Below are 19,296 nucleotides of genomic sequence, written 5' to 3' on the forward strand. Positions count from 1 at the left end.
GCGTCATTTCGTCGGCAGCGTCAGATGTGTATAAGAGACAGGGCCGAAGGCAACAACGGGCCCGAGGCGCATGCCTATTCGCGGCCGCCCGAGGTCGAGGGCGAGGCGACGAACCGCGCCATCATGATCGCCGACATGGTGGGCAGCCCGCTCTATGTCGTTCACACCTCCTGCGAGCAGGCGCATGAGGCGATCCGCCGGGCCCGGCAGAAGGGCATGCGCGTCTATGGCGAGCCGCTGATCCAGCACCTGGTGCTCGACGAGACCGAATATTTCAATAAGGATTGGGATCACGCCGCACGCCGGGTGATGAGCCCGCCCTTCCGCAACAAGCTGCACCAGGATTCCCTGTGGGCCGGCCTGCAGGCGGGCTCGCTGCAGGTGGTGGCGACCGACCATTGCTCGTTCACGACCGCGCAGAAGCGCACCGGCGTCGGCAATTTCACCAAGATCCCCAACGGCACCGGCGGCCTCGAAGATCGCATGCCGGTTCTGTGGACCAAGGGCGTCAACACCGGCCGCCTGACGATGAACGAGTTCGTCGCGGTGACCTCGACCAACATCGCCAAGATCCTCAACATGTATCCGAAGAAAGGCGCCATCGTCGAAGGCGCAGATGCCGACATCATTGTCTGGGATCCCAAGCGTAAGAAGACGATCGCGGCCAAGACCCAGCAATCGGTCATCGATTACAACGTCTTCGAGGGCATCGAGGTGACGGGCCTGCCGCGCTTCGTCTTCACCCGTGGCGAACTGGCGATCCAGGAGCACGAGGTCAAGGCCAATCCCGGCCATGGCGAGTTCGTCGCCCGCGAGCCGCATGCCGCCGTCAACCGGGCGCTGTCGCAGTGGAAAGAGATCACTGCGCCGCGCAAGGTCGAACGCACAGGCATCCCGGCGACGGGCGTGTGATCAGGATGCGGCGGCTGGTCGAGACGGCCGCCGACGCATCGTTGCTGGCCCCGTCCGGAACGGCGGGGTGCAGTCCATGAATTCGCGCTGGCGATTTTCAGGTACCGTGAAGGGATGGCGGCCGCGCAGCGCGGCAGCAGGACGCGCCGGGCATTGTGTGCTGGCGACAGGAAAAACATCCCGATCAAGTGGACGCTTCCCTCATCTTCGGAGAGGATGGCACTATGTGGGGTAAAGTCGGGCAATGCTCATGACAGTCAATCAAGCCACGGCGACAAGCGTCGAACAGAACGCCGTCGTCGAAGCCAGAAAACTGGGGCTGACCTTTCAGACCAATGACGGCCCGGTGAGGGCGCTTTCGAATGTCGACCTGACCATCAACAAGGGCGAGTTCGTCTCGTTTATCGGCCCCTCTGGCTGTGGCAAGACGACCTTCCTGCGTGTCATCGCCGATCTCGAAAAGCCGACCGAGGGCACCATCTCGATCAACGGCATGTCGCCCGAGCAGGCGCGCGAGGCGCGGGCCTATGGCTATGTCTTCCAGGCGGCGGCACTGCTGCCGTGGCGGACCATCGAGCGCAATGTGGGGCTGCCGCTCGAGATCATCGGCCTGCCCAAGACCGAGCAGCAGGAGCGCATCAAGCGCACCATGGACCTCGTCAATCTCTCGGGCTTCGAGAAGAAGTATCCCTGGCAGCTGTCCGGCGGCATGCAGCAGCGCGCCTCGATCGCGCGCGCGCTCGCTTTCGACGCCGACCTTTTGCTGATGGACGAGCCGTTCGGCGCGCTCGACGAGATCGTGCGCGACCATCTCAACGAGCAGCTTTTGCAGCTGTGGCGGCGGACCAACAAGACGATCTGCTTCGTCACCCACTCGATCCCGGAGGCGGTGTATCTGTCGACGCGCATCGTGGTGATGTCGCCGCGTCCAGGCCGTGTCACCGACGTGATCGAATCGACGCTGCCGCGCGAGCGGCCGCTCGACATCCGCGAGACGCCGGAGTTCCTGGCGATAGCGGCGCGTGTGCGCGATGGCCTCAGGGCCGGCCATTCCTACGAGGATTGAGCCGCATGGACCGGATCAGGGACAAGATCATCCCGGTGCTGACAATCCTCGCCGCTCTCGTAGCCGTGTGGTATGTCGCAGCCGTGCTGATGAACACGCCGTTCCAGCGCGACCTCGACCGGCGCGCCGGCGAGACGCCCACGACGATGGAGTTCATCGGCAAGACGCTGTCGCAGCCCAAGCCGACTCTGCCCGCACCGCACCAGGTGGCGCAGAACTTCTTCGAAAACACCTTCCTCAGGAAGGTCACCAGCAACCGCAGTCTCGTCTACCATGCGTGGGTAACGCTGTCGTCGACGCTGCTGGGCTTCGCCTTCGGCACCGCGCTCGGCATCCTGATCGCCGTCGGCATCGTTCATGTGCTGGCGCTCGACCGCAGCCTGATGCCGTGGATCATCGCCTCGCAGACCATCCCGATCCTTGCTGTGGCGCCGATGATCATCGTGGTGCTGGCGGCGATCGGCATCACCGGGCTGATCCCCAAGGCGCTGATCTCGACCTATCTGTCATTCTTCCCCGTGGCCGTCGGCATGGTGAAGGGCCTGCGATCGCCCGAGGTCATGCATCTGGACCTGATGCACACTTACAATGCGAGTGCCTCGCAGACCTTCTGGAAGCTGCGCGTGCCGGCGTCGGTGCCGTTCCTGTTTGCCTCGATGAAGGTGGCAGTGGCGGCGAGCCTCGTCGGCGCCATCGTCGGCGAATTGCCGACGGGTGCAGTGGCCGGCATCGGCGCCAAGCTGCTCGCCGGCGCCTATTACAGCCAGACCATCGACATCTGGTCGGCGCTGGTCGCAGGTTCGGTGGTGGCGGCGATGCTGGTGGTGCTTGTCGGCATGGTCGGCAAGCTGGTCGAACGTTCCATGGGCGGGAGGCCGGCATGATGCATTCCAAACCGTCCTGGCAGGTCGGGCTGGCCCTCCTGCTGTGCGCCATCGCCATGGCGACGATGCCGATACTGGCGAGCGAAGCGGCAGCACCGATGTCGAGCGGTACGACATCGCTCGTCATCGGCTTGATTGCCTTGCTCGGCGTGGCCTCCTTCGCCATGGTTTCCGGCATGGCCAGCGCAGCCCTGCTTTTCATCGGAGCGCATGGGGCCGCCTGGCTGCTGATTGCGGGCATAGCGGGCAACGAAGGCATGGCGCGTTTGCCATATTTCCTGCTGCTCGCCGCCGCATGGCTGCTCGCCTGGCGCTGCGTCACCGTCCTGTCGGCGCTCAAGCCGCAGTCGCGGCACGCAAAAACCTTCCTCAGGCTGCTGATCCCGGCGATCTTCGGCGCCTGGATCCTGATCATCTGGGAGGCGGTGACGCGCGGCGCGGGCATTCCGTTCATCCTGCTGCCGCCGCCAAGCTCGGTCGCGGCACGCATCGCAAGCTCGCTGCCCATCCTGGCGGCCGACGTGCGGCAGACGATCTTCAAGGCAGTGCTGTTCGGCTACATCGTCGGCTGCGGCGCCGGCTTCGTGGTCGCTATCCTCGCCGACCGGGTGGCGTTCCTGCGCCGGGGCCTGCTGCCGATCGGCAACATGGTGTCGGCGCTGCCGATCATCGGCGTGGCGCCGATCATGGTGATGTGGTTCGGCTTCGACTGGCAGTCGAAGGCGGCCGTGGTCATCATCATGACCTTCTTCCCGATGCTGGTGAACACCGTCGCCGGCCTCGCCGCCTCCGGTCACATGGAGCGCGACCTGATGCGCACCTACGCGTCGAGCTACTGGCAGACGCTGTTCAAGCTCAGGTTGCCGGCGGCTGCACCCTTCATCTTCAACGCGCTGAAGATCAACTCGACGCTGGCGCTGATCGGCGCCATCGTGGCCGAATTCTTCGGCACGCCTGTCGTCGGCATGGGCTTCCGCATCTCGACGGAGATCGGACGCATGAATGTCGACATGGTCTGGGCGGAGATCGCTGTTGCGGCTCTGGCCGGTTCCGTCTTCTATGGCGTGGTCGCACTCGCGGAGAGGGCCACCACATTCTGGCATCCGTCCGTCCGTGGTGGACGGGCGTGACCTGAGCTCCTGGGCGGGGCCGCGGTCCAACTACAGAGGGAAAAGAAGAAATGAGAGGACTTGTAGTTTCGTTGATGGCCGGGGCGATGTCGCTTGCCGCGGCGCAGGCGATGGCAGCCGACAAGGTGACGCTGCAGCTGAAATGGGTGACACAGTCGCAGTTCGGCGGCTACTACGTCGCCAAGGACAAGGGTTTCTACAAGGAGGAAGGCCTCGACGTCGACATCAAGCCGGGTGGCCCCGACATCGCACCTGAGCAGGTTATCGCCGGCGGCGGCGCCGACGTCATCGTCGACTGGATGGGCGGCGCGCTGGCTGCCCGCGACAAGGGCGTGATGCTGGTCAACATCGCCCAGCCCTACAAGAAGGCCGGCATGGAGCTGGTCTGCCCGAAGGACGGGCCGATCAAGTCCGAAGCCGACTTCAAGGGCCACACGCTGGGCGTCTGGTTCTTCGGCAACGAATATCCGTTCTATGCCTGGATGAACAAGCTCGGCATTCCGACCGAAGGCGGCAAGGACGGCGTGACCGTGCTGAAGCAGAGCTTCGACGTGCAGCCGCTGATCCAGAAGCAGGCCGACTGCATCTCGGTCATGACCTACAACGAGTACTGGCAGCTGATCGACGCCGGCTACAAGCCGGAAGACCTGACGGTCTTCAACTATACGGCGATGGGCGTCGACCTGCTCGAGGATGGCCTCTACGTGATGGAGGACAAGCTCAAGGATCCGGCCTTCGAAGACAAGATGGTGCGTTTCGTGCGCGCCTCGATGAAGGGCTGGAAATACGCCGTCGACAATCCTGACGAGGCCGCCGGCATCGTCGTCGAAAATGGCGGCCAGGACGAGAACCACCAGAAGCGCATGATGGGCGAGGTGGCCAAGCTGATCGACAATGCCGACGGCAAGCTGATCGAGGCGGCCTACGACCGCACCGCCAAGGCGCTGCTCGACCAGAAGATCATCACCAAGGAGCCTTCGGGCGCCTGGACGGCTGCGATCACCGACAAGGCGATCAAGTAACTGGCCGATCAAGCAGCCTTTGCTGCGTGACAATTTGAAAGGGGCGGGCAACCGCCCCTTTTTCTTTGCGCATCACACGGTGGCTGGAGCGCCGCCGGCATGCCCGGCGGCGGCAGCGCGCTGCCCGCCGATGGCGCCTACGACCATGATGCCTTGCGCCTCGAGATGGCCGCGCGCGGCGCATGGGCCAATATCAAGCCGAATGCCCGGTAGCAAACGCCGCCGCCGTCTGGCGCCTTCCCCTATTGCTACCGGAGCCTCGTCGAGCGCTTCTTCAGCAAACTTACGTACTTCCGTGTCGTCGTCACCGGCCTCCAAAGCACTGCGAAAGCTACCTTGCTCTCGTCAGGCTGGCTTCAGCCGAAATCTGGATGCGCTTTACGTACCGGTGAGCTAGAAAGGCCCCTCGAACGCTCGGAGAGACGTTCAGGCAGGAGCCAGACCATGATCAAGATGAGCGTCTACTATCCGGCCAATGGCGGCTCGAAGTTCGATCACGACTACTACCGCACCCGCCATATGCCACTGATCCAGGAACGGCTCGGCGATGCCTGCCTGCGCTACGAGATCGACAAGGGCCTTGCGGGTCGCGAACCTGGAAGCGCGCCGGAGTTCGTCGCGGCGTGCCATGTCTACTCGCCGAATCTGGCGACATTCCAGGAGGCGTTGGGTCCTCACCGCGCGGAGATCGCAGCGGACGTCGCCAACTATACGGACATCGCCCCCATCGTGCAGATCAGCGAAGTCGTTGAAGGGTAGGGTTTCGGCGCGTCAGGCGTTGCGTTGAACGTTCCGGCATGGGCGGGGCGGGCGACCGACGCTTTTTGTCGGATTGAAGATCTTTTGTGGAATTGAAAAAAGCGGCGACCCTCAAGGCTTGCCCCTGTCGGCTCAGCCGATCTGGCGCTTCAACCGATCTGCAAGGTTCCATGCGTTCGACCGCAATGTGTCGAGGCGCTTGTTCTCAGCCTCAAGCGGCTGTCCGCTCTTGTGAAGTACAAGATCGTCCAGCGATCCCATGCCGCCAAAGAGATCGAGAAACTGCGTCAGGCCATATGCATCCGAACGGGCCACCGTGTCCGCTGCCTGGCTGACCCTGCCTGACCAGAAATCTTCGCCATTCTGTTCGAGCAGGCTCTCCAACTTGCGCATTGCCTCGAGGAGAGCCTGAACATCCGGGGCCATGCCCGCGGCCTTACCTGGCCAGGGTGTAGAAGGTCAGCGCGCGGGGCTCGCCCTTGGAGTAGTTCATGCCCTCGATGCTGCCGATTTCCTTGAGCGCGTCCGCGCCACCGGGGACGGCGGCAAGGAAGTGCTGGCTCTCGGCGGCTCCGACCACGGCAATGCCGCAGGCGGGATCGGCTGTCAGTGCTGCGGCGGCGCCGGCGCCGTCGGTCAGCAAGGTCTGCGTTCCCGCGAGGAAGACGAGGCTGGGCTCGCCATATCCGGCTGAGATCAGCCTGGAGGTCGGGCACGGCTTCAGCTTTTCGAAGCGCTGGGCGATCTCGGGGCTGAGCCACACCGGCTTGAGCGGCGGCAGCACCTTGGTGGTGAGCACGCCGAAGGCCGCGGCTGCGGCCGCGGCGGCGAAGGCTATGCGCTTGACCGGATCCATGTCGTCGGGCGCGCCGATGCCGTAGCGGGCGGCAATGAGGACCAGCAGGGCGGCCAGCAGTCCCCACCAGGAGACATAGCCGAGGAAATAGGGCGTGATGCCGAAGGCGATGGCGGCGAGGCCGATGCTGATGCCGAACATGCCGAAGGCGCAAACCTTGCGCAGCCACTGCTGCCAGCGGGCAAGCTCGACGGTGGCGGCGGACGCGTCGGTGAGCGTCCATGCCATCAGCAGGATCATCGCCGGATAGGCCGGCAGGGCATAATGCGGCAGCTTGGTCGGGATCGCCTCGATGGCGATCCAGTAGGGCAGGTACCAGGCAAGGCAGAACAGCAGCCGCGGGTCCTCACGGAAACGGCGCAGCGCCTTGAGCCCGCCTTCGAGCGCCACCAGCGCGAAGGGCCACATGAACACCGAATAGGTGAGGAAATAATAGCCGGGCGGGAAACCATGCGATTCCTGGCCGGAGCCGACCTTCGAGAGCAGATCCTTGCCGACGGATTCCTGCCAGAACTCTGAGCCGGTCTTGATCGTGATCAGCACCAGCCAGGGGGCCGCGACCAGCAAGGTCAGCAACAGGCCCGTGAAGGGGCGCAGCTTGCGCAGCCAGCCGCGATCGCGGTCGAAGATGACAAGCGCTGCGATGGTGAGCAGGCTGAGGAAGGGGATGACCGGACCCTTGATGAGCAGCGCCAGCCCCTGGGCGAACCAGAACAGCCAGTTGGCGCGGCCCTGGGGCCTGCCGGCCTTGTGGCCGAGATAGATGGCGGCAAGCGATCCCTGGGCCAGAAGCGCTGTGGCGAGCAGGGTAGCATCGGTCTTGGCGATGCGTGCCTCGAAACCGAGCATCAGGATGCCCATGAGGCCGAGGCCGGCGATGAGGCCGGCTGATGGACCGAACATGCGGCTGCCAATGACGGTCAGCGCCAGCACCGAGAAGGTGGCCGCCAGGACCGAGATCAGCCGGTAGACCCAGATCGGCGCTTCGCTGCCCTGGCCGCTGACGAGGACGGCGGCCGACTGCAGCCAGTAGATGCCGGCGGGCTTCTTGTAGCGCGGCACGTCCTGGAAGCGGATGTCGACATAGTCGCCGGTCTCGACCATCTGCTTGGTCGCCTGGACGAAGCGCGACTCGTCGCGGTCGGTCGGCGGAAGCGTCGAAATGCCGGGAATGAAGGCGAACAGGCAGAGTGCCGCCAGCATCAGATAAGTGAGCGGGGCCAAGGCCTTGCGCGGTGTTTCCGAGAGATTGATTCCGGCAGCCGACATCAGCTGATCACTCGGTCTCGGACATGGCGGCGCGGCGCTCGTTGGCGATGAGCCAGAGATTGCGGATGTAGATGAAGAGGCCGAGGCCCTGGCCGGCGATGAACACCGGATCCTGGCGCTGGATGGCATAGATCAGCAGCAGGGCGCCGCCGCCGAGCGAGAAGAACCAGAAGGCGACAGGCACGACCGAGCGCTTGGCGCGCTCCGAAGCCAGCCATTGCACGACGAAGCGCATGGTGAACATGCCCTGGGCGACGAAACCGAGCAGAATCCAGCCATCGAACTGCGCGATGAAGACGTCGTGCAACCAGGTGCCGAGTTCAGAAATGAGGTTCATTGGCCCATCTCCTGGACTGAAGGCACGACCTTGCGGCGGCGGCGCAGCCACCAGACGCCGGTGAGGTCGAGGATGCCGCGCAGGCCGCGGTCGAGAATGCCGTAGTTGGACTTGCCGTGGATGCGCGAGCGGTCGACGACGTCGACATGGACCACGCCGCGGCCTTCGCGGATCACGAGTGCCGGCAAATAGCGGTGCCAGCCGTCGAAATAGGGCAGCTGGCGGAAGAGATTGGTGTGCACCGCCTTGAGGCCGCAGCCGGAATCGCGGGTACCGTCGCGCAGGATGCGCTCGCGCAGGCCGTTGGCGAAGCGCGACGACATCTGCTTGAGCTTGGTGTCGGTGCGCTTGAGGCGCTGGCCGGCGGCAATGCCGATGGCCGGGCCGGCGGCGACAAGCGCGTCGGCGAGTTTCGGCAGGTAGGCGGGATCGTTCTGGCCGTCGCCGTCCATGGTGACGACGATGTCGCCCCTGGCGGCAAAGACGCCCGAGCGGACCGCGGCGCTCTGGCCGGCCGAGCGGTCGTGCCTGACGTGGCGGAGGCGGCCGGCACTGCGCGCGAGCTCGGCCAGCACATCGGCGGTGCGGTCGGTGGAACCGTCGTCGACGACGATCACCTCATAGTCGCGCCCGGCCATGGCGGCGTGAACCTCGCCGACCAGGATCGGCAGGTTCTCAGCCTCGTTCTTGCACGGAATGACGATTGAAATCATCAGCTTGCCTGGGGAGAGTTGCGTCTACATTGCGAAATGCGCGGCCTCAATAGCATCAAAGCCGCGCATTTGCCACGACGCTTGCACTTTCCCTCGGGGCAAGCCTTGCCTTGTCCCTGGGCAAGCCTCAGCTTGTCCCCGTGCAAGGCTCAGCGCTTGTCCCTGATGTCGCTTAGCGTGCGCATCGGCGTGATCGCCTCCGGGTCGAGCTTGATCTCGATGATCGCAGGCTTGCCGCTGGCGCGGGCCCGCTCGAAGGCGGCGGCGAATTCGTCGGTCTCGTTCACCGTCTCGCCATGGCCGCCATAGGCGCGGGCGAGTGCTGCGAAATCCGGGTTCTTGAGATCGGTCGCCTCGACGCGGCCCGGATACTCACGCTCCTGGTGCATGCGGATGGTGCCGTAGATGCCGTTGTTGACGACGATCACGATGATCGGCAGGCCATATTGCACGGCGGTGGCGAACTCCTGGCCGTTCATCATGAAGCAGCCGTCGCCGGCGAAGGCCACGACGACGCGATCCGGGAACAGGGCCTTGGCGGCGACCGCGGCCGGCGTGCCGTAGCCCATCGAACCCGACGTCGGCGCGCCCTGCGTGGCGTAGCGGCGGAAGCGGTGGAAGCGGTGTACCCAGGTGGCGTAGTTGCCAGCGCCATTGGTGAGGATCGCATCCTCGGGCAGCACCTTTTCCAGCCAGTTCATGACCGGGCCCATCTGGACCGGGCCCGGGCCGGTCAGCGGCGGCGTCGACCATTCGAGATAGGCCGCGTGCAGCGCCTTGGTGTTTTCGGCCCATGCCGGCTTTGCGGCCGGCTTGCGCTTGGCAAAGGCCTCGACGAAGGCAGCCGGCGACGCGTTGATGGCAATCGTCGGACGGTAGACGCGGCCAAGCTCATCGGCGTCGGCATGGATATGCACGAGCTTCTGGTCCGGGTAGGGGCTCTTGATCAGCGTGTAATCCGACGACGGCATTTCGCCGAAGCGGCCACCGACCAGAAGCACCACGTCGGCATCCTTGATCGCCTTGGCGATTTTCGGGTTGACGCCGATGCCGACGTCGCCGGCGTAGTTGTCGTGCAGGTGGTCGAACAGCATCTGGCGGCGGAACGAAACGCCGACCGGCAGCGACCAGGCTTCCGAAATCTTCTTCATGCTTTCGACCGCCTCGGCGCTCCAGCGCGTGCCGCCAAGGATGACGAAGGGGTTTTTGGCGCCGTTGAGCAGGGCCTCGAGCTTTGCCAGCTCCTCGTCGCCGGGACGGGTCTCGACCTGCACGGCCGGCAGGGCGGCGGGGGCCTCGACGACGCTGGTCAGCATGTCCTCAGGCAGCGAGACGACGACGGGGCCGGGACGGCCTGACGTGGCGACGGAGAAGGCGCGGGTCAGCAATTCGGGAATGCGGGCGGCGTCGTCGATCTCGACCACCCATTTGGCGATGTCGCCGAAGAAGCGGCGATAGTTGACCTCCTGGAAGGCCTCGCGCTCCTTGGCGTGGCTCGCCACCTGGCCGATGAACAGGATCATCGGGATCGAGTCCTGCATGGCGATGTGCACGCCGGCCGACGCGTTGGTGGCGCCGGGTCCGCGGGTGACGAAGCAGATGCCGGGCTTGCCGGTGAGACGGCCGTGGCAGTCCGCCATCATGGCAGCGCCACCCTCCTGACGGCAGACGATGCTGCGGATCTTGGAATCATGCAGCGCGTCGAGCACGGCCAGGTAGGATTCGCCCGGCACGCAATACATGCGGTCGACGCCATTGGCTTCGAGTGCGTCGACGATCAGTTGTCCGCCGGTCTTCATTTTTCGTTCTTCTCCAGTTCGGCAAGGATTTCCGCGGTGTGTTCCCCGAGCCGCGGTGATGGTTTCTGATAGGCGAGAGGCGTTTGCGACATGACCATGGGCGCGCGCACCGAAGGCAGGGCGTTGCCGTGGCCGTCGTCGAGATCCATGCGCATGCCGCGAGCAATGGCCTGCGGGTCGGCGAAGGCCTGGCCGATAGTGTTGATCGGGCTGGCCGGCACGCCGGCCTTTTCCAGCAAGGCAAGCAGCGCCTCACGCTCGAAGCCGGCGAGGGCCGCGACCATCTTTTCGCGCAATGCGACGCGGTTGGCGACGCGGGCCGAGTTGGTGGCAAACAGCGGGTCGGCGGCGATGTTTTCGAGGCCGACGATGGCGCAGAATTTCTGGAACTGGCCGTCATTGCCGACGGCGAGGATGAAATGCCCGTCCTTGACCGGCAGCACTTCGTAGGGCGCGATGTTGGGGTGGGCATTGCCCATCTGCACCGGAGAATTGCCCGACACCAGGTAGTTGAGGTTCTGGTTGGCGAGCACCGACATCTGGGTGTCGAACAGCGCCATGTCGACATGCTGGCCTTCGCCGGTTGCCTCGGCGTGGCGAAGGGCGGCCTGGATGGCAATGACCGAATAGAGGCCGGTGAAGATGTCGGTGACGGCGACGCCGACCTTCTGCGGCTCGCCGCCGGCGGGGCCAGTGATCGACATCAGGCCCGACATGCCCTGGACGATGAAATCGTAGCCCGCGCGGGCGGCATAGGGCCCATCCTGGCCAAAGCCGGTGATCGAGCAATAGACCAGCTTTGGGTTGATCTTCTTCAGGCTCTCATAATCGAGGCCGTATTTCTTGAGGCCGCCGAGCTTGAAGTTCTCGATCAGCACGTCGGCATCGGCGACCAGCCTGCGGACGATCTCGGAGCCTTCTGAGGTCGAGAAGTCGAGCGCGATCGAGCGCTTGCCGCGATTGCAGGAGTGGTAATAGGCGGCCGAGAGGTTCTCGCCGTCATGGCCGGTGACGAAGGGCGGCCCCCATTTGCGGGTGTCGTCGCCGCCGTCGGGATTTTCCACCTTGATGACATCGGCGCCGAGATCGGCGAGCAGCTGACCTGCCCAGGGGCCGGCGAGGATGCGGGCGAGTTCGATGACACGGACGCCACGAAGGGGCGGATTGCTCATGAGGCACCAGAAACCATTGCAGTCGCGCCACGCTCTATCAGGAGTCCCCGGTCGCCGCCACCACGATGCTATGGACCAGTTGTCGTCGTCCGTTTGAAGGATAGAGCATCGAGCCAGCGGGCCAGATCGGCCATGATCATGTCCCGGTTCACCTCGTTGAGGCTTTCGTGGCGGGTCTCGGCATAAATCCTTGAAACGAGATTCGAGAAGCCCATCCGGCGCATGCGTGCGGCAAGGGCCTCTACCGCCTTGCCGCCATCGGTGGCCGGGTCGCGCTGGCCGCCGGCGAGATTGAAGGGCAGGTCCTTGCGGACGCCGGCGAAGTTGCGGTCGTCGGCGCCTGCAAAGACCAGTTCGAAGACATCGATCCACATCGACACCGACGCGTCCCAGCCGCAGAGCGGATCGGCGACATAGGCGTCGACTTCGGCCGGGTCGCGCGACAGCCAGTCGAAGTCGGTGCGGCGGTCGGCGATCTTTTTTGCCCAGTCGCCGAAGGTGAGCTTCGGCAGGATGCGGGAAGGCACGTCCGAGCCCAGCCGGAAACGTTCGAAGGCAAGGATCGCCTGGGCGACTCGTCCAAGGATGCCGGCGGAGAAGTTGGCGTTCCAGATGGCGGCGGCAGCGATGCGGTCTGAATGGCGGAGCACGAAGTTGAGCGCGATCAGCCCGCCCATGGAATGGCCGAAGATGATGACGGGCAGGCCGGGATGGTCGGCGGCGATGCGGTCGTGGACGGCGAGAACGTCTCCCAGGACCTTGTCGACGCCATCCTTGCCGGCGAAGCGGCCGGTGGGGGCATCGGGTGCACGGGTCGAGCCATGGCCGCGATGGTCGTGGGCGTAGACATGGTAGCCATGGCCGGCGAGGAAATCGGCGAAGCGGGCATAACGCGCCGCATGCTCGGCCAGTCCATGGTTGATCTGGATGGCGGCGCGGGCCGGAACAGGGCTATGGCGGATATACAGATTGAGCTCGGCGCCGGTGGGCGAAGCGAGCGGGGTCACGATGTCGAAAGGCATTTTTTCTCCCCCTCAGGCAGGGACTGTTGGGGGACGCGGGTGCGGCCGTCAAGGCCGAGCGGGAGGCGCTTCACAGCAACTATGTCAGGAGGTGTCGGCGCCGGCCTTGTAGGCCAGGAGACAGCCCATATATTCCGCTAACCTTCCAGGGGCCGCTTGCCCCCGACACCTTTCCATTTCGCTGAAGTGATCGCCATGCAGCCGATTATCTCCGTTTCCAATCTGTCGAAGACCTATGCTTCAGGGTTTTCGGCGCTGAAGAACATCAATCTCGACATCCGGCGCGGCGAAATCTTCGCCCTGCTCGGACCCAATGGCGCCGGCAAGACGACGCTGATCAGCATCATCTGCGGCATCGTCAATCCATCCGAGGGGCGGGTGCTGGCCGACGGCCACGACATCATCAAGGACTATCGCGCGGCGCGCTCGCGCATTGGGCTTGTGCCGCAGGAACTGACCACCGACGCCTTCGAGACAGTGTGGGCGACCGTCAGCTTCAGCCGCGGCCTGTTCGGCAAGCCGGCCAATCCCGCCCATATCGAGAAGATCCTGAAGGACCTCTCTTTGTGGGAGAAGAAGGACAACAAGATCATGACGCTGTCGGGCGGCATGAAGCGTCGCGTGATGATCGCCAAGGCGCTGTCGCACGAACCGCAGATCCTGTTCCTCGACGAGCCGACCGCAGGCGTCGACGTCGAGCTTCGCCGCGATATGTGGGAGGTGGTGCGCCTGCTGCGCGAGACCGGCGTCACCATCATCCTGACCACCCACTATATCGAGGAAGCCGAGCAGATGGCCGACCGTGTCGGCGTGATCTCCAAGGGCGAGATCGTGCTGGTGGAGGAGAAGGCCGAGTTGATGCGCAAGCTCGGGCGCAAGCAGCTGACGCTGCAGTTGCAGGCACAGCTCGAAGCGTTGCCGGAGGCGCTGTCCAGCCACGGGCTGGAGCTGGCCGATGGTGGCCACGAGCTTGTCTATACCTATGACACACAGGGCGAGCGCACCGGGATCACGGCGCTGCTCAAGGATCTCAACGACGCCGGTATCCGCTTCAAGGACCTGCAGACCAAGCAGAGTTCGCTCGAAGAGATCTTCGTCAATCTGGTGAGGGAACGGCGATGAATTTTCACGCGATCCGCGCAATCTATCTGTTCGAGATGGCCCGCACCTGGCGCACGCTGCTGCAGAGCATCGTTTCGCCGGTCATCTCGACGTCGCTCTATTTCGTCGTCTTCGGCGCTGCCATCGGCTCGCGCATCAGCGAGATCAACGGCATCAGCTACGGCGCCTTCATCGTGCCGGGACTGATCATGCTGTCGCTCTTGACGCAGAGCATCTCGAACGCCTCGTTCGGCATCTATTTCCCGAAATTCGTCGGCACGATCTACGAATTGCTGTCGGCGCCGGTGTCCTACATCGAGATCGTCATCTCCTATGTCGGGGCGGCGGCGTCGAAATCGATCCTGCTCGGCCTCATCATCCTGGCGACCGCCTCCCTGTTCGTGCCGCTGCACATCGAACATCCACTGGCGATGATCCTGTTTCTGGTGCTGACTGCCGTCACCTTCAGCCTGTTTGGCTTCATCATCGGCATCTGGGCCGGCAATTTCGAACAGCTGCAGCTGGTGCCGCTGCTGATCGTGACGCCGCTGACCTTCCTGGGCGGCAGCTTCTACTCCATCGACATGCTGCCGCCGTTCTGGCGCACGGTGTCGCTGTTCAATCCGGTGGTCTATCTGGTGAGCGGCTTCCGCTGGAGCTTCTTCGGCGTGTCCGACGTCAATGTCGGCATCAGCCTGGGCATGACGCTGGTGTTCCTCGCCGCATGCCTGGTCACCGTCTGGTGGATCTTCAGGACCGGCTGGCGGATCAAGGCCTAGCACCCTGACCGGCCTGGCCTCCGGTCAGGCCGATTTCAGCACCGCGAGCGGCAGTTTCTGCATCGGCTTCCTGATGCGGAAATCGGCGGCACGGGCAGGGCGGCCGATGTGGAAGCCCTGCACCTGGTCGATGCCGAACTCTCGCATCAGTTCCATCTGCTCTTCGGTCTCGACGCCTTCCACCAGGATCTTGTGGCCGCGGTTGCGCACCAGGCCGATGATGTCCTGAAGCATGGCCCGGCCACGCGGGTCGGTGCAGTCGTGGAGGAACGAGCGGTCGATCTTGACCGTGTCGAAATCGATCAGGCGCAGCCATGACAGGCCGGCGAAGCCGGTGCCGAAGTCGTCGAGCCAGATCCTGATGCCGAGCAGCTTCAGGTCGCTGATGCAGCGGAGGATGTCCGAGTGCATCTCCATTTCGAGGCCTTCGGTGATCTCGAAGGCCAGCCTGCGGCCGTCGACGCCGGTTTCCCCAAGGATGGCGGCAATCGAGGTGGCAAAACCCGGCGTCTTGAGCTGCATGGGCGAAACGTTGACGCTGACGACGTCGACATGGCCGCCGGCGAGAAGCTCCTGGCAGGCGGTGTGCACGGCCCAGCGACCGAGCTCGATGATGGCACCCGTGCGCTCGGCCACCGGAATGAACAGGCTGGGCGGCACGGAGGTGCCGTCGAGCATCCTCAGGCGCATCAGCGTCTCGACGGCTTCGACACGGCCGGTGACGACATTCTGGATGGGCTGGTAGACCAGCGAGACGAGTTTCTGCTCGATGGCGATCTTCAACAGGGCAGCGATGTTTTCGCTCTCGTCGCTGCTCTGGGGGTCGTTCGGATCGAACAGCCAGGCGCAATTGCGGCCACTGGCCTTGGCCAGGTAGAGCGCGCGGTCGGCCTCGTGGATGATCTTTTCGAGCTTGGCGCCGGTCTGGTTGCGGGTGAAGGCGGCGCCGACGCTGACGGTGACGATGGACATGCCGTCGCGCCGGTAGTTGTGCTTGAGCGCCAGGTCCTCGACCGTGCTGCGGATGATTTCGGCAAGCTCGGCCACCTGCTCGCGGTCCGACAGGCGGGCGAGCGCGATGAATTCCTCGCCGCCGTAGCGGCCGATCGAGCCGTTAAACTGCGCGATGGTCGTGCCGAGCGCGTCGGCGATCAGGGTCAGGCAGCGGTCGCCTTCCTGATGGCCGTAGGAATCGTTGTACTTCTTGAAGAAGTCGACATCGATGAGGATGGCGGCAAAACCGGCGCCGAAACGCTGCCAGTCGTTCCAGTAGTCCCTCAGGCGCTCGTCGACGGCGCGGCGGTTCTCCAGCCCGGTCAGCGGATCGGTCCGCGACAGCCGCAGCAGCGCATGGCCGCGCTCGGTCGCCTCCTTCTGCTGGGTCTTGGCCTCAAGCGCGTTCAGGAAGACGTTGTAGCGCTCGCGGTTCAGCTTCCAGTTCACGAAGGAGGTGAAGGCGAAGCAGGAGATGTAGAAGGTGCCGAAGGCCAGTTGGTAGGGCGCGTTTTCGGGAATGAGATAGAGGGCGACGAAGAAGATGCAGAGGATGATGCCCGACGAAATCACCGAAAGCCGGAAGTGGAAGCTGAAGAACAGGTTCGCTCCCATCATGAAGATGGCGCCGAAGATCATGTAGTATGACATGGTCTGGGCGAGATCGGTCATGACGGCGGGCAACAGCCAGCCGGCATAGCCTGTAATCAGGGCGGTGGCGCAGGTGAGGTCGAGCCATTTGGTGTCGACCTCTCTGCGGATCTGGACTTCCAGAAGCAGCAGGACGCTGACGCCGATCGCGAACCGCGCGATGATCGTATAGGCGGCGACGTCGGGGATCAGCAGGACGTCGGTAACGGAAAACAGCAGGTAGGTGATAACAGCGATCCACAGGCCCTGGCGCGTGTCCTTGCGGCGCGCGGCGGCCCCGGCCTGGCGGTACATGGCGCGCAACTCGGCATCCGACAGCTGGCGCGGCCCCTCGATGCCGGCGTCTGCCAGGTCTGCCAAAGTATGTGGCGTGCCTTGATCCATCGTCTCCTTTTCCGCGCTCAATGGGCCGTCCAGACGCATCTGTTGCGACGATGGACGTAGTTGCTCACCACTGACACGCAGCATTCCCCCAGTCCAAGAATACAACAATAACGTGCGGCTCTTACGGAATGCTACGCGCCGTCCACGAATTTTTAGTAAAATTGAATGAATGTTCCTAGGGGTGGCTGAAAGAAATATAAGCCGCCCCTCATAAAAGTTTTGGCTGCCACGAGATGAGAATTTTTGCCACTGGATAATGTCTCAAATCTCGATCATAAAATTAACGTCTCGTTAAGACTTGGGGTATCGCGTGAAACGTGTTGCATTTGACGGCGCTAGTCTCATCACTCCCGCGGCAATCGAAGCAGAGCTCGCTTCGACTTCAAAGAAATTCAAAGGTGAGAGCCTTCCAGTCGCCAAGGCGCATCTGGGGTTGCTTCTGAGCCTTGCCCAGCAGAGGTTTGAAAAAGGCAACGCTCCGGCCCGAATCATCCACGAACTGGCAGGGCAGTTGCACCAGGCGCGCGAGCGCTTTCCCGTCGATGTCTGGCAGGCGCTGATCCCGATCGCGCAGGAACATCCCGTCGCCGAATACTTCCTGCAGGACCCGTTCACCCGCTGGTCGTTCGAGAAGCCGCGCGGCTATTCCGGCGACGCCCAACTGCTCGACTTCATCTATGGCCACAAGAGCGTCGATGCCGACGTGACGGGTTCGACGGAACTCGGGCGGGCGCTCTACGACTATACCAAGGATGCGTCGTCGTCGGTCGCGGTGCGCGAACGCCGCGACCTGCTGACCAAATATGTCGACGAGATCGCTGCGGCGCACGGCGCCGACACCGAGATCCTGACGGTTGCCGCCGGGCACCTGCGCGAGGCGGACCGTTCCACGGCGCTCAGGGAAGGGCGCATCAAGCGCTGGGTGGCGCTCGACCAGGACCCGATGAGCGTCGGCTCGATCACGCGCGATTTCACCGGCACCTGCGTCGAGACTGTCGATGGTTCGGTGCGCGGTATCCTGACCGATGCCTACAAGCTCGGCCATTTCGACTTTGCCTATTCGGCCGGCCTATACGACTACCTGTCGGAAAAGGTGGCGGTGAAGCTGACGCGCAAATGCCTGAAGATGCTGAAGCCGAACGGCACGCTGCTGTTTGCCAATTTCGCCCAGGACATCGTCGTCGACGGCTACATGGAGACCTTCATGAACTGGGCGCTGCTGCTGCGCTCGGAGGCCGACATGTGGAGCATCATCAACCACAGCGTCGATCGCAACGCGGTCGATGCCAGCGTGTTCTTCGGCGCCAATCGCAACATCGTCTACGGCGTCATCAAGAAGCGCGGTTAGCCTGGCCGGCGGCAACCCCTGCCGGCCTACTCGGCCCATTCCTTGTCGGCGGTAAAGGCGATGGTCAGCCAGCGGTCGGGGCCTTCGTCGCCGATGGCGTCGCCGATCTCGTCGCGCAGCCTGTCCCAGTCCTCGATTGCTTTCGGCGGCAGGCCTGGCGGCACGATGAAATAAAGCTCGACCTGTAAGAGGCGCCCGATCCTGGCGACATAGGCCCGATAGGCGAGAAAGCCGTGCCGTGCGACGGTCGCCCGCGCGACCTCGTCGACATGGGCCTTGAGGTCGCCGGGCGTGATCAGCAAGATATCGGCGAAGGCCTGGCGCACGGTGCCCAACGGCATCGGGATGATGACCAGGCAGACCAGCGCCAGCACGGCGGGGTCGACATAAGGCGCGATCCACGCAAGCTTGGTGCCTTCGACAAGCCAGCCGCCGATGAAGGCGACAAGCAGTGCTGCAGTGATGCCGCCCGACATCATCCAGGCGGTTGCATCGAGCGCGACGAAGTCGGACTGGATGGTGCGGTTGGCGCGGCGGCCGACATAAGCCATGATCAGGCAGGTGGCGAGGGTGACGACTGCATAGACGATGGCGTAGTCGAATTCGAGCTGGTGTCCGCCCGACAGCAGGCTGCTGATGGCGTTGATCAACGCGTAGACCGAAACGCTCATCAGGACGATGCCGTTCATGCCGAGCACGATCGGCTCCAGATGCCAGAAGCCGACCGAAAAGCGCTTGCGCAGCCGGCCTTTGCCGCTTTCGGTGGCGTAGCTGGTGATGAGGCGCGCGACCACCAGAGCCAGGATGGTCATCGAGGCATCGGCAAGCGAGTAGGCGCCGTCGAAGGCGATCGAGAACGATCCGGTGAGGACGCCGAAGACGATGCCGAACAGGGCAACGACAAAGGTGACGGCGATCGAGAGCTTCAGGACTTGCGCTTCGGTAAGCATGGGTCTCCTTGGCGACTGCTTGAGGTCTGAGGGTGGCGCGCGTGCCACCGAAATGTCCAGTGGCAGAGGGGCGGGCGCATGCCATGGCCCAGGCCACCGCCTGGGATTGTCCGGATCTTCTATCTCATTTCGGAAAATTCCGACATATA

At 63.9% G+C, this 19,296-nt stretch carries 18 protein-coding genes; 9 read left to right on the forward strand and 9 right to left on the reverse strand.

Translation table 11 applies throughout. The annotated features are described in order from the left end of the window. The 6 genes from NDO48_RS19665 to NDO48_RS19690 form a co-directional block, all read left to right on the forward strand. Positions 1-912: amidohydrolase family protein (locus NDO48_RS19665; RefSeq protein ID WP_267322179.1), on the forward strand; the 912-nt coding region annotated here is incomplete at its 5' end. A gap of 244 nt (positions 913-1,156) precedes the next feature. Then, positions 1,157-1,978: an ABC transporter ATP-binding protein gene (locus NDO48_RS19670; protein WP_018428645.1), complete on the forward strand. Its 822-nt coding sequence runs from the start codon at positions 1,157-1,159 to the stop codon at positions 1,976-1,978. 5 nt (positions 1,979-1,983) lie between these two features. After that, the gene (locus NDO48_RS19675) at positions 1,984-2,862 is read left to right on the forward strand and encodes an ABC transporter permease (RefSeq protein ID WP_018428644.1); all 879 of its coding nucleotides are present in this window, start codon (positions 1,984-1,986) and stop codon (positions 2,860-2,862) included. After that, positions 2,859-3,992, forward strand: a complete 1,134-nt coding sequence (locus tag NDO48_RS19680; protein WP_267322180.1) for an ABC transporter permease — start codon at positions 2,859-2,861, stop codon at positions 3,990-3,992. Before NDO48_RS19675 ends, NDO48_RS19680 begins: the two co-directional genes overlap by 4 nt. Positions 3,993-4,042: 50 nt before the next feature. Next, positions 4,043-5,014 carry an ABC transporter substrate-binding protein gene (locus tag NDO48_RS19685; protein ID WP_026227328.1) on the forward strand — a complete coding sequence of 324 codons (972 nt, stop codon included), beginning with the start codon at positions 4,043-4,045 and terminating at the stop codon, positions 5,012-5,014. A gap of 444 nt (positions 5,015-5,458) precedes the next feature. Continuing rightward, positions 5,459-5,773: an EthD family reductase gene (locus NDO48_RS19690; protein WP_018428640.1), complete on the forward strand. Its 315-nt coding sequence runs from the start codon at positions 5,459-5,461 to the stop codon at positions 5,771-5,773. Between the two features lie 132 nt (positions 5,774-5,905). Here the strand turns inward: NDO48_RS19690 and NDO48_RS19695 are convergent, their stop codons facing one another. The 7 genes from NDO48_RS19695 to NDO48_RS19725 all read right to left on the reverse strand — a co-directional run bounded on the left by NDO48_RS19695 (position 5,906) and on the right by NDO48_RS19725 (position 12,941). Next, entirely contained in the window at positions 5,906-6,199 is a 294-nt protein-coding gene (locus NDO48_RS19695) for a DUF6966 domain-containing protein (RefSeq protein ID WP_267322181.1), read from the reverse strand. Between the two features lie 10 nt (positions 6,200-6,209). Beyond that, positions 6,210-7,898: an ArnT family glycosyltransferase gene (locus tag NDO48_RS19700; RefSeq protein WP_267322182.1), complete on the reverse strand. Its 1,689-nt coding sequence runs from the start codon at positions 7,896-7,898 to the stop codon at positions 6,210-6,212. A 7-nt stretch (positions 7,899-7,905) separates the two neighbouring features. Then, complete coding sequence (locus NDO48_RS19705) at positions 7,906-8,235, reverse strand: lipid-A-disaccharide synthase N-terminal domain-containing protein (RefSeq protein ID WP_018428637.1); 330 nt, start codon at positions 8,233-8,235, stop codon at positions 7,906-7,908. Further along, positions 8,232-8,948 (reverse strand): glycosyltransferase family 2 protein, encoded by a 717-nt coding sequence (locus tag NDO48_RS19710; RefSeq protein ID WP_267322183.1) that lies wholly within the window; start codon positions 8,946-8,948, stop codon positions 8,232-8,234. The genes NDO48_RS19705 and NDO48_RS19710 overlap by 4 nt, the downstream gene beginning before the upstream one ends. A gap of 149 nt (positions 8,949-9,097) precedes the next feature. Beyond that, complete coding sequence (locus tag NDO48_RS19715; RefSeq protein WP_267322184.1) at positions 9,098-10,747, reverse strand: thiamine pyrophosphate-binding protein; 1,650 nt, start codon at positions 10,745-10,747, stop codon at positions 9,098-9,100. Continuing rightward, entirely contained in the window at positions 10,744-11,919 is a 1,176-nt protein-coding gene (locus tag NDO48_RS19720) for a CaiB/BaiF CoA transferase family protein (protein WP_267322185.1), read from the reverse strand. The genes NDO48_RS19715 and NDO48_RS19720 overlap by 4 nt, the downstream gene beginning before the upstream one ends. Before the next feature lie 68 nt (positions 11,920-11,987). Further along, entirely contained in the window at positions 11,988-12,941 is a 954-nt protein-coding gene (locus tag NDO48_RS19725; RefSeq protein WP_267322186.1) for an alpha/beta fold hydrolase, read from the reverse strand. A 195-nt stretch (positions 12,942-13,136) separates the two neighbouring features. On the opposite strand from NDO48_RS19725, the gene NDO48_RS19730 reads away from it, so the two are divergent. Continuing rightward, entirely contained in the window at positions 13,137-14,063 is a 927-nt protein-coding gene (locus NDO48_RS19730; RefSeq protein ID WP_026227325.1) for an ABC transporter ATP-binding protein, read from the forward strand. Further along, positions 14,060-14,821 (forward strand): ABC transporter permease, encoded by a 762-nt coding sequence (locus NDO48_RS19735; protein WP_018428631.1) that lies wholly within the window; start codon positions 14,060-14,062, stop codon positions 14,819-14,821. Before NDO48_RS19730 ends, NDO48_RS19735 begins: the two co-directional genes overlap by 4 nt. A gap of 24 nt (positions 14,822-14,845) precedes the next feature. Here the strand turns inward: NDO48_RS19735 and NDO48_RS19740 are convergent, their stop codons facing one another. Then, positions 14,846-16,849 carry a putative bifunctional diguanylate cyclase/phosphodiesterase gene (locus NDO48_RS19740; protein ID WP_018428630.1) on the reverse strand — a complete coding sequence of 668 codons (2,004 nt, stop codon included), beginning with the start codon at positions 16,847-16,849 and terminating at the stop codon, positions 14,846-14,848. A 310-nt stretch (positions 16,850-17,159) separates the two neighbouring features. Here NDO48_RS19740 and NDO48_RS19745 point away from each other — a divergent pair, with 310 nt between their 5' ends. Continuing rightward, positions 17,160-18,197: a methyltransferase gene (locus tag NDO48_RS19745; RefSeq protein ID WP_085941095.1), complete on the forward strand. Its 1,038-nt coding sequence runs from the start codon at positions 17,160-17,162 to the stop codon at positions 18,195-18,197. Between the two features lie 26 nt (positions 18,198-18,223). Here NDO48_RS19745 and NDO48_RS19750 read toward each other — a convergent pair whose 3' ends face one another. Beyond that, a complete protein-coding gene (locus tag NDO48_RS19750; RefSeq protein WP_267322187.1) occupies positions 18,224-19,147 on the reverse strand; it encodes a cation diffusion facilitator family transporter in 924 nt (307 codons plus the stop codon). Positions 19,148-19,296 lie beyond the last annotated feature (149 nt).

It is taken from the genome of Aminobacter sp. MET-1, from assembly GCF_026521175.1.
In the GTDB taxonomy this organism is placed as follows: Bacteria; Pseudomonadota; Alphaproteobacteria; order Rhizobiales; family Rhizobiaceae; genus Aminobacter.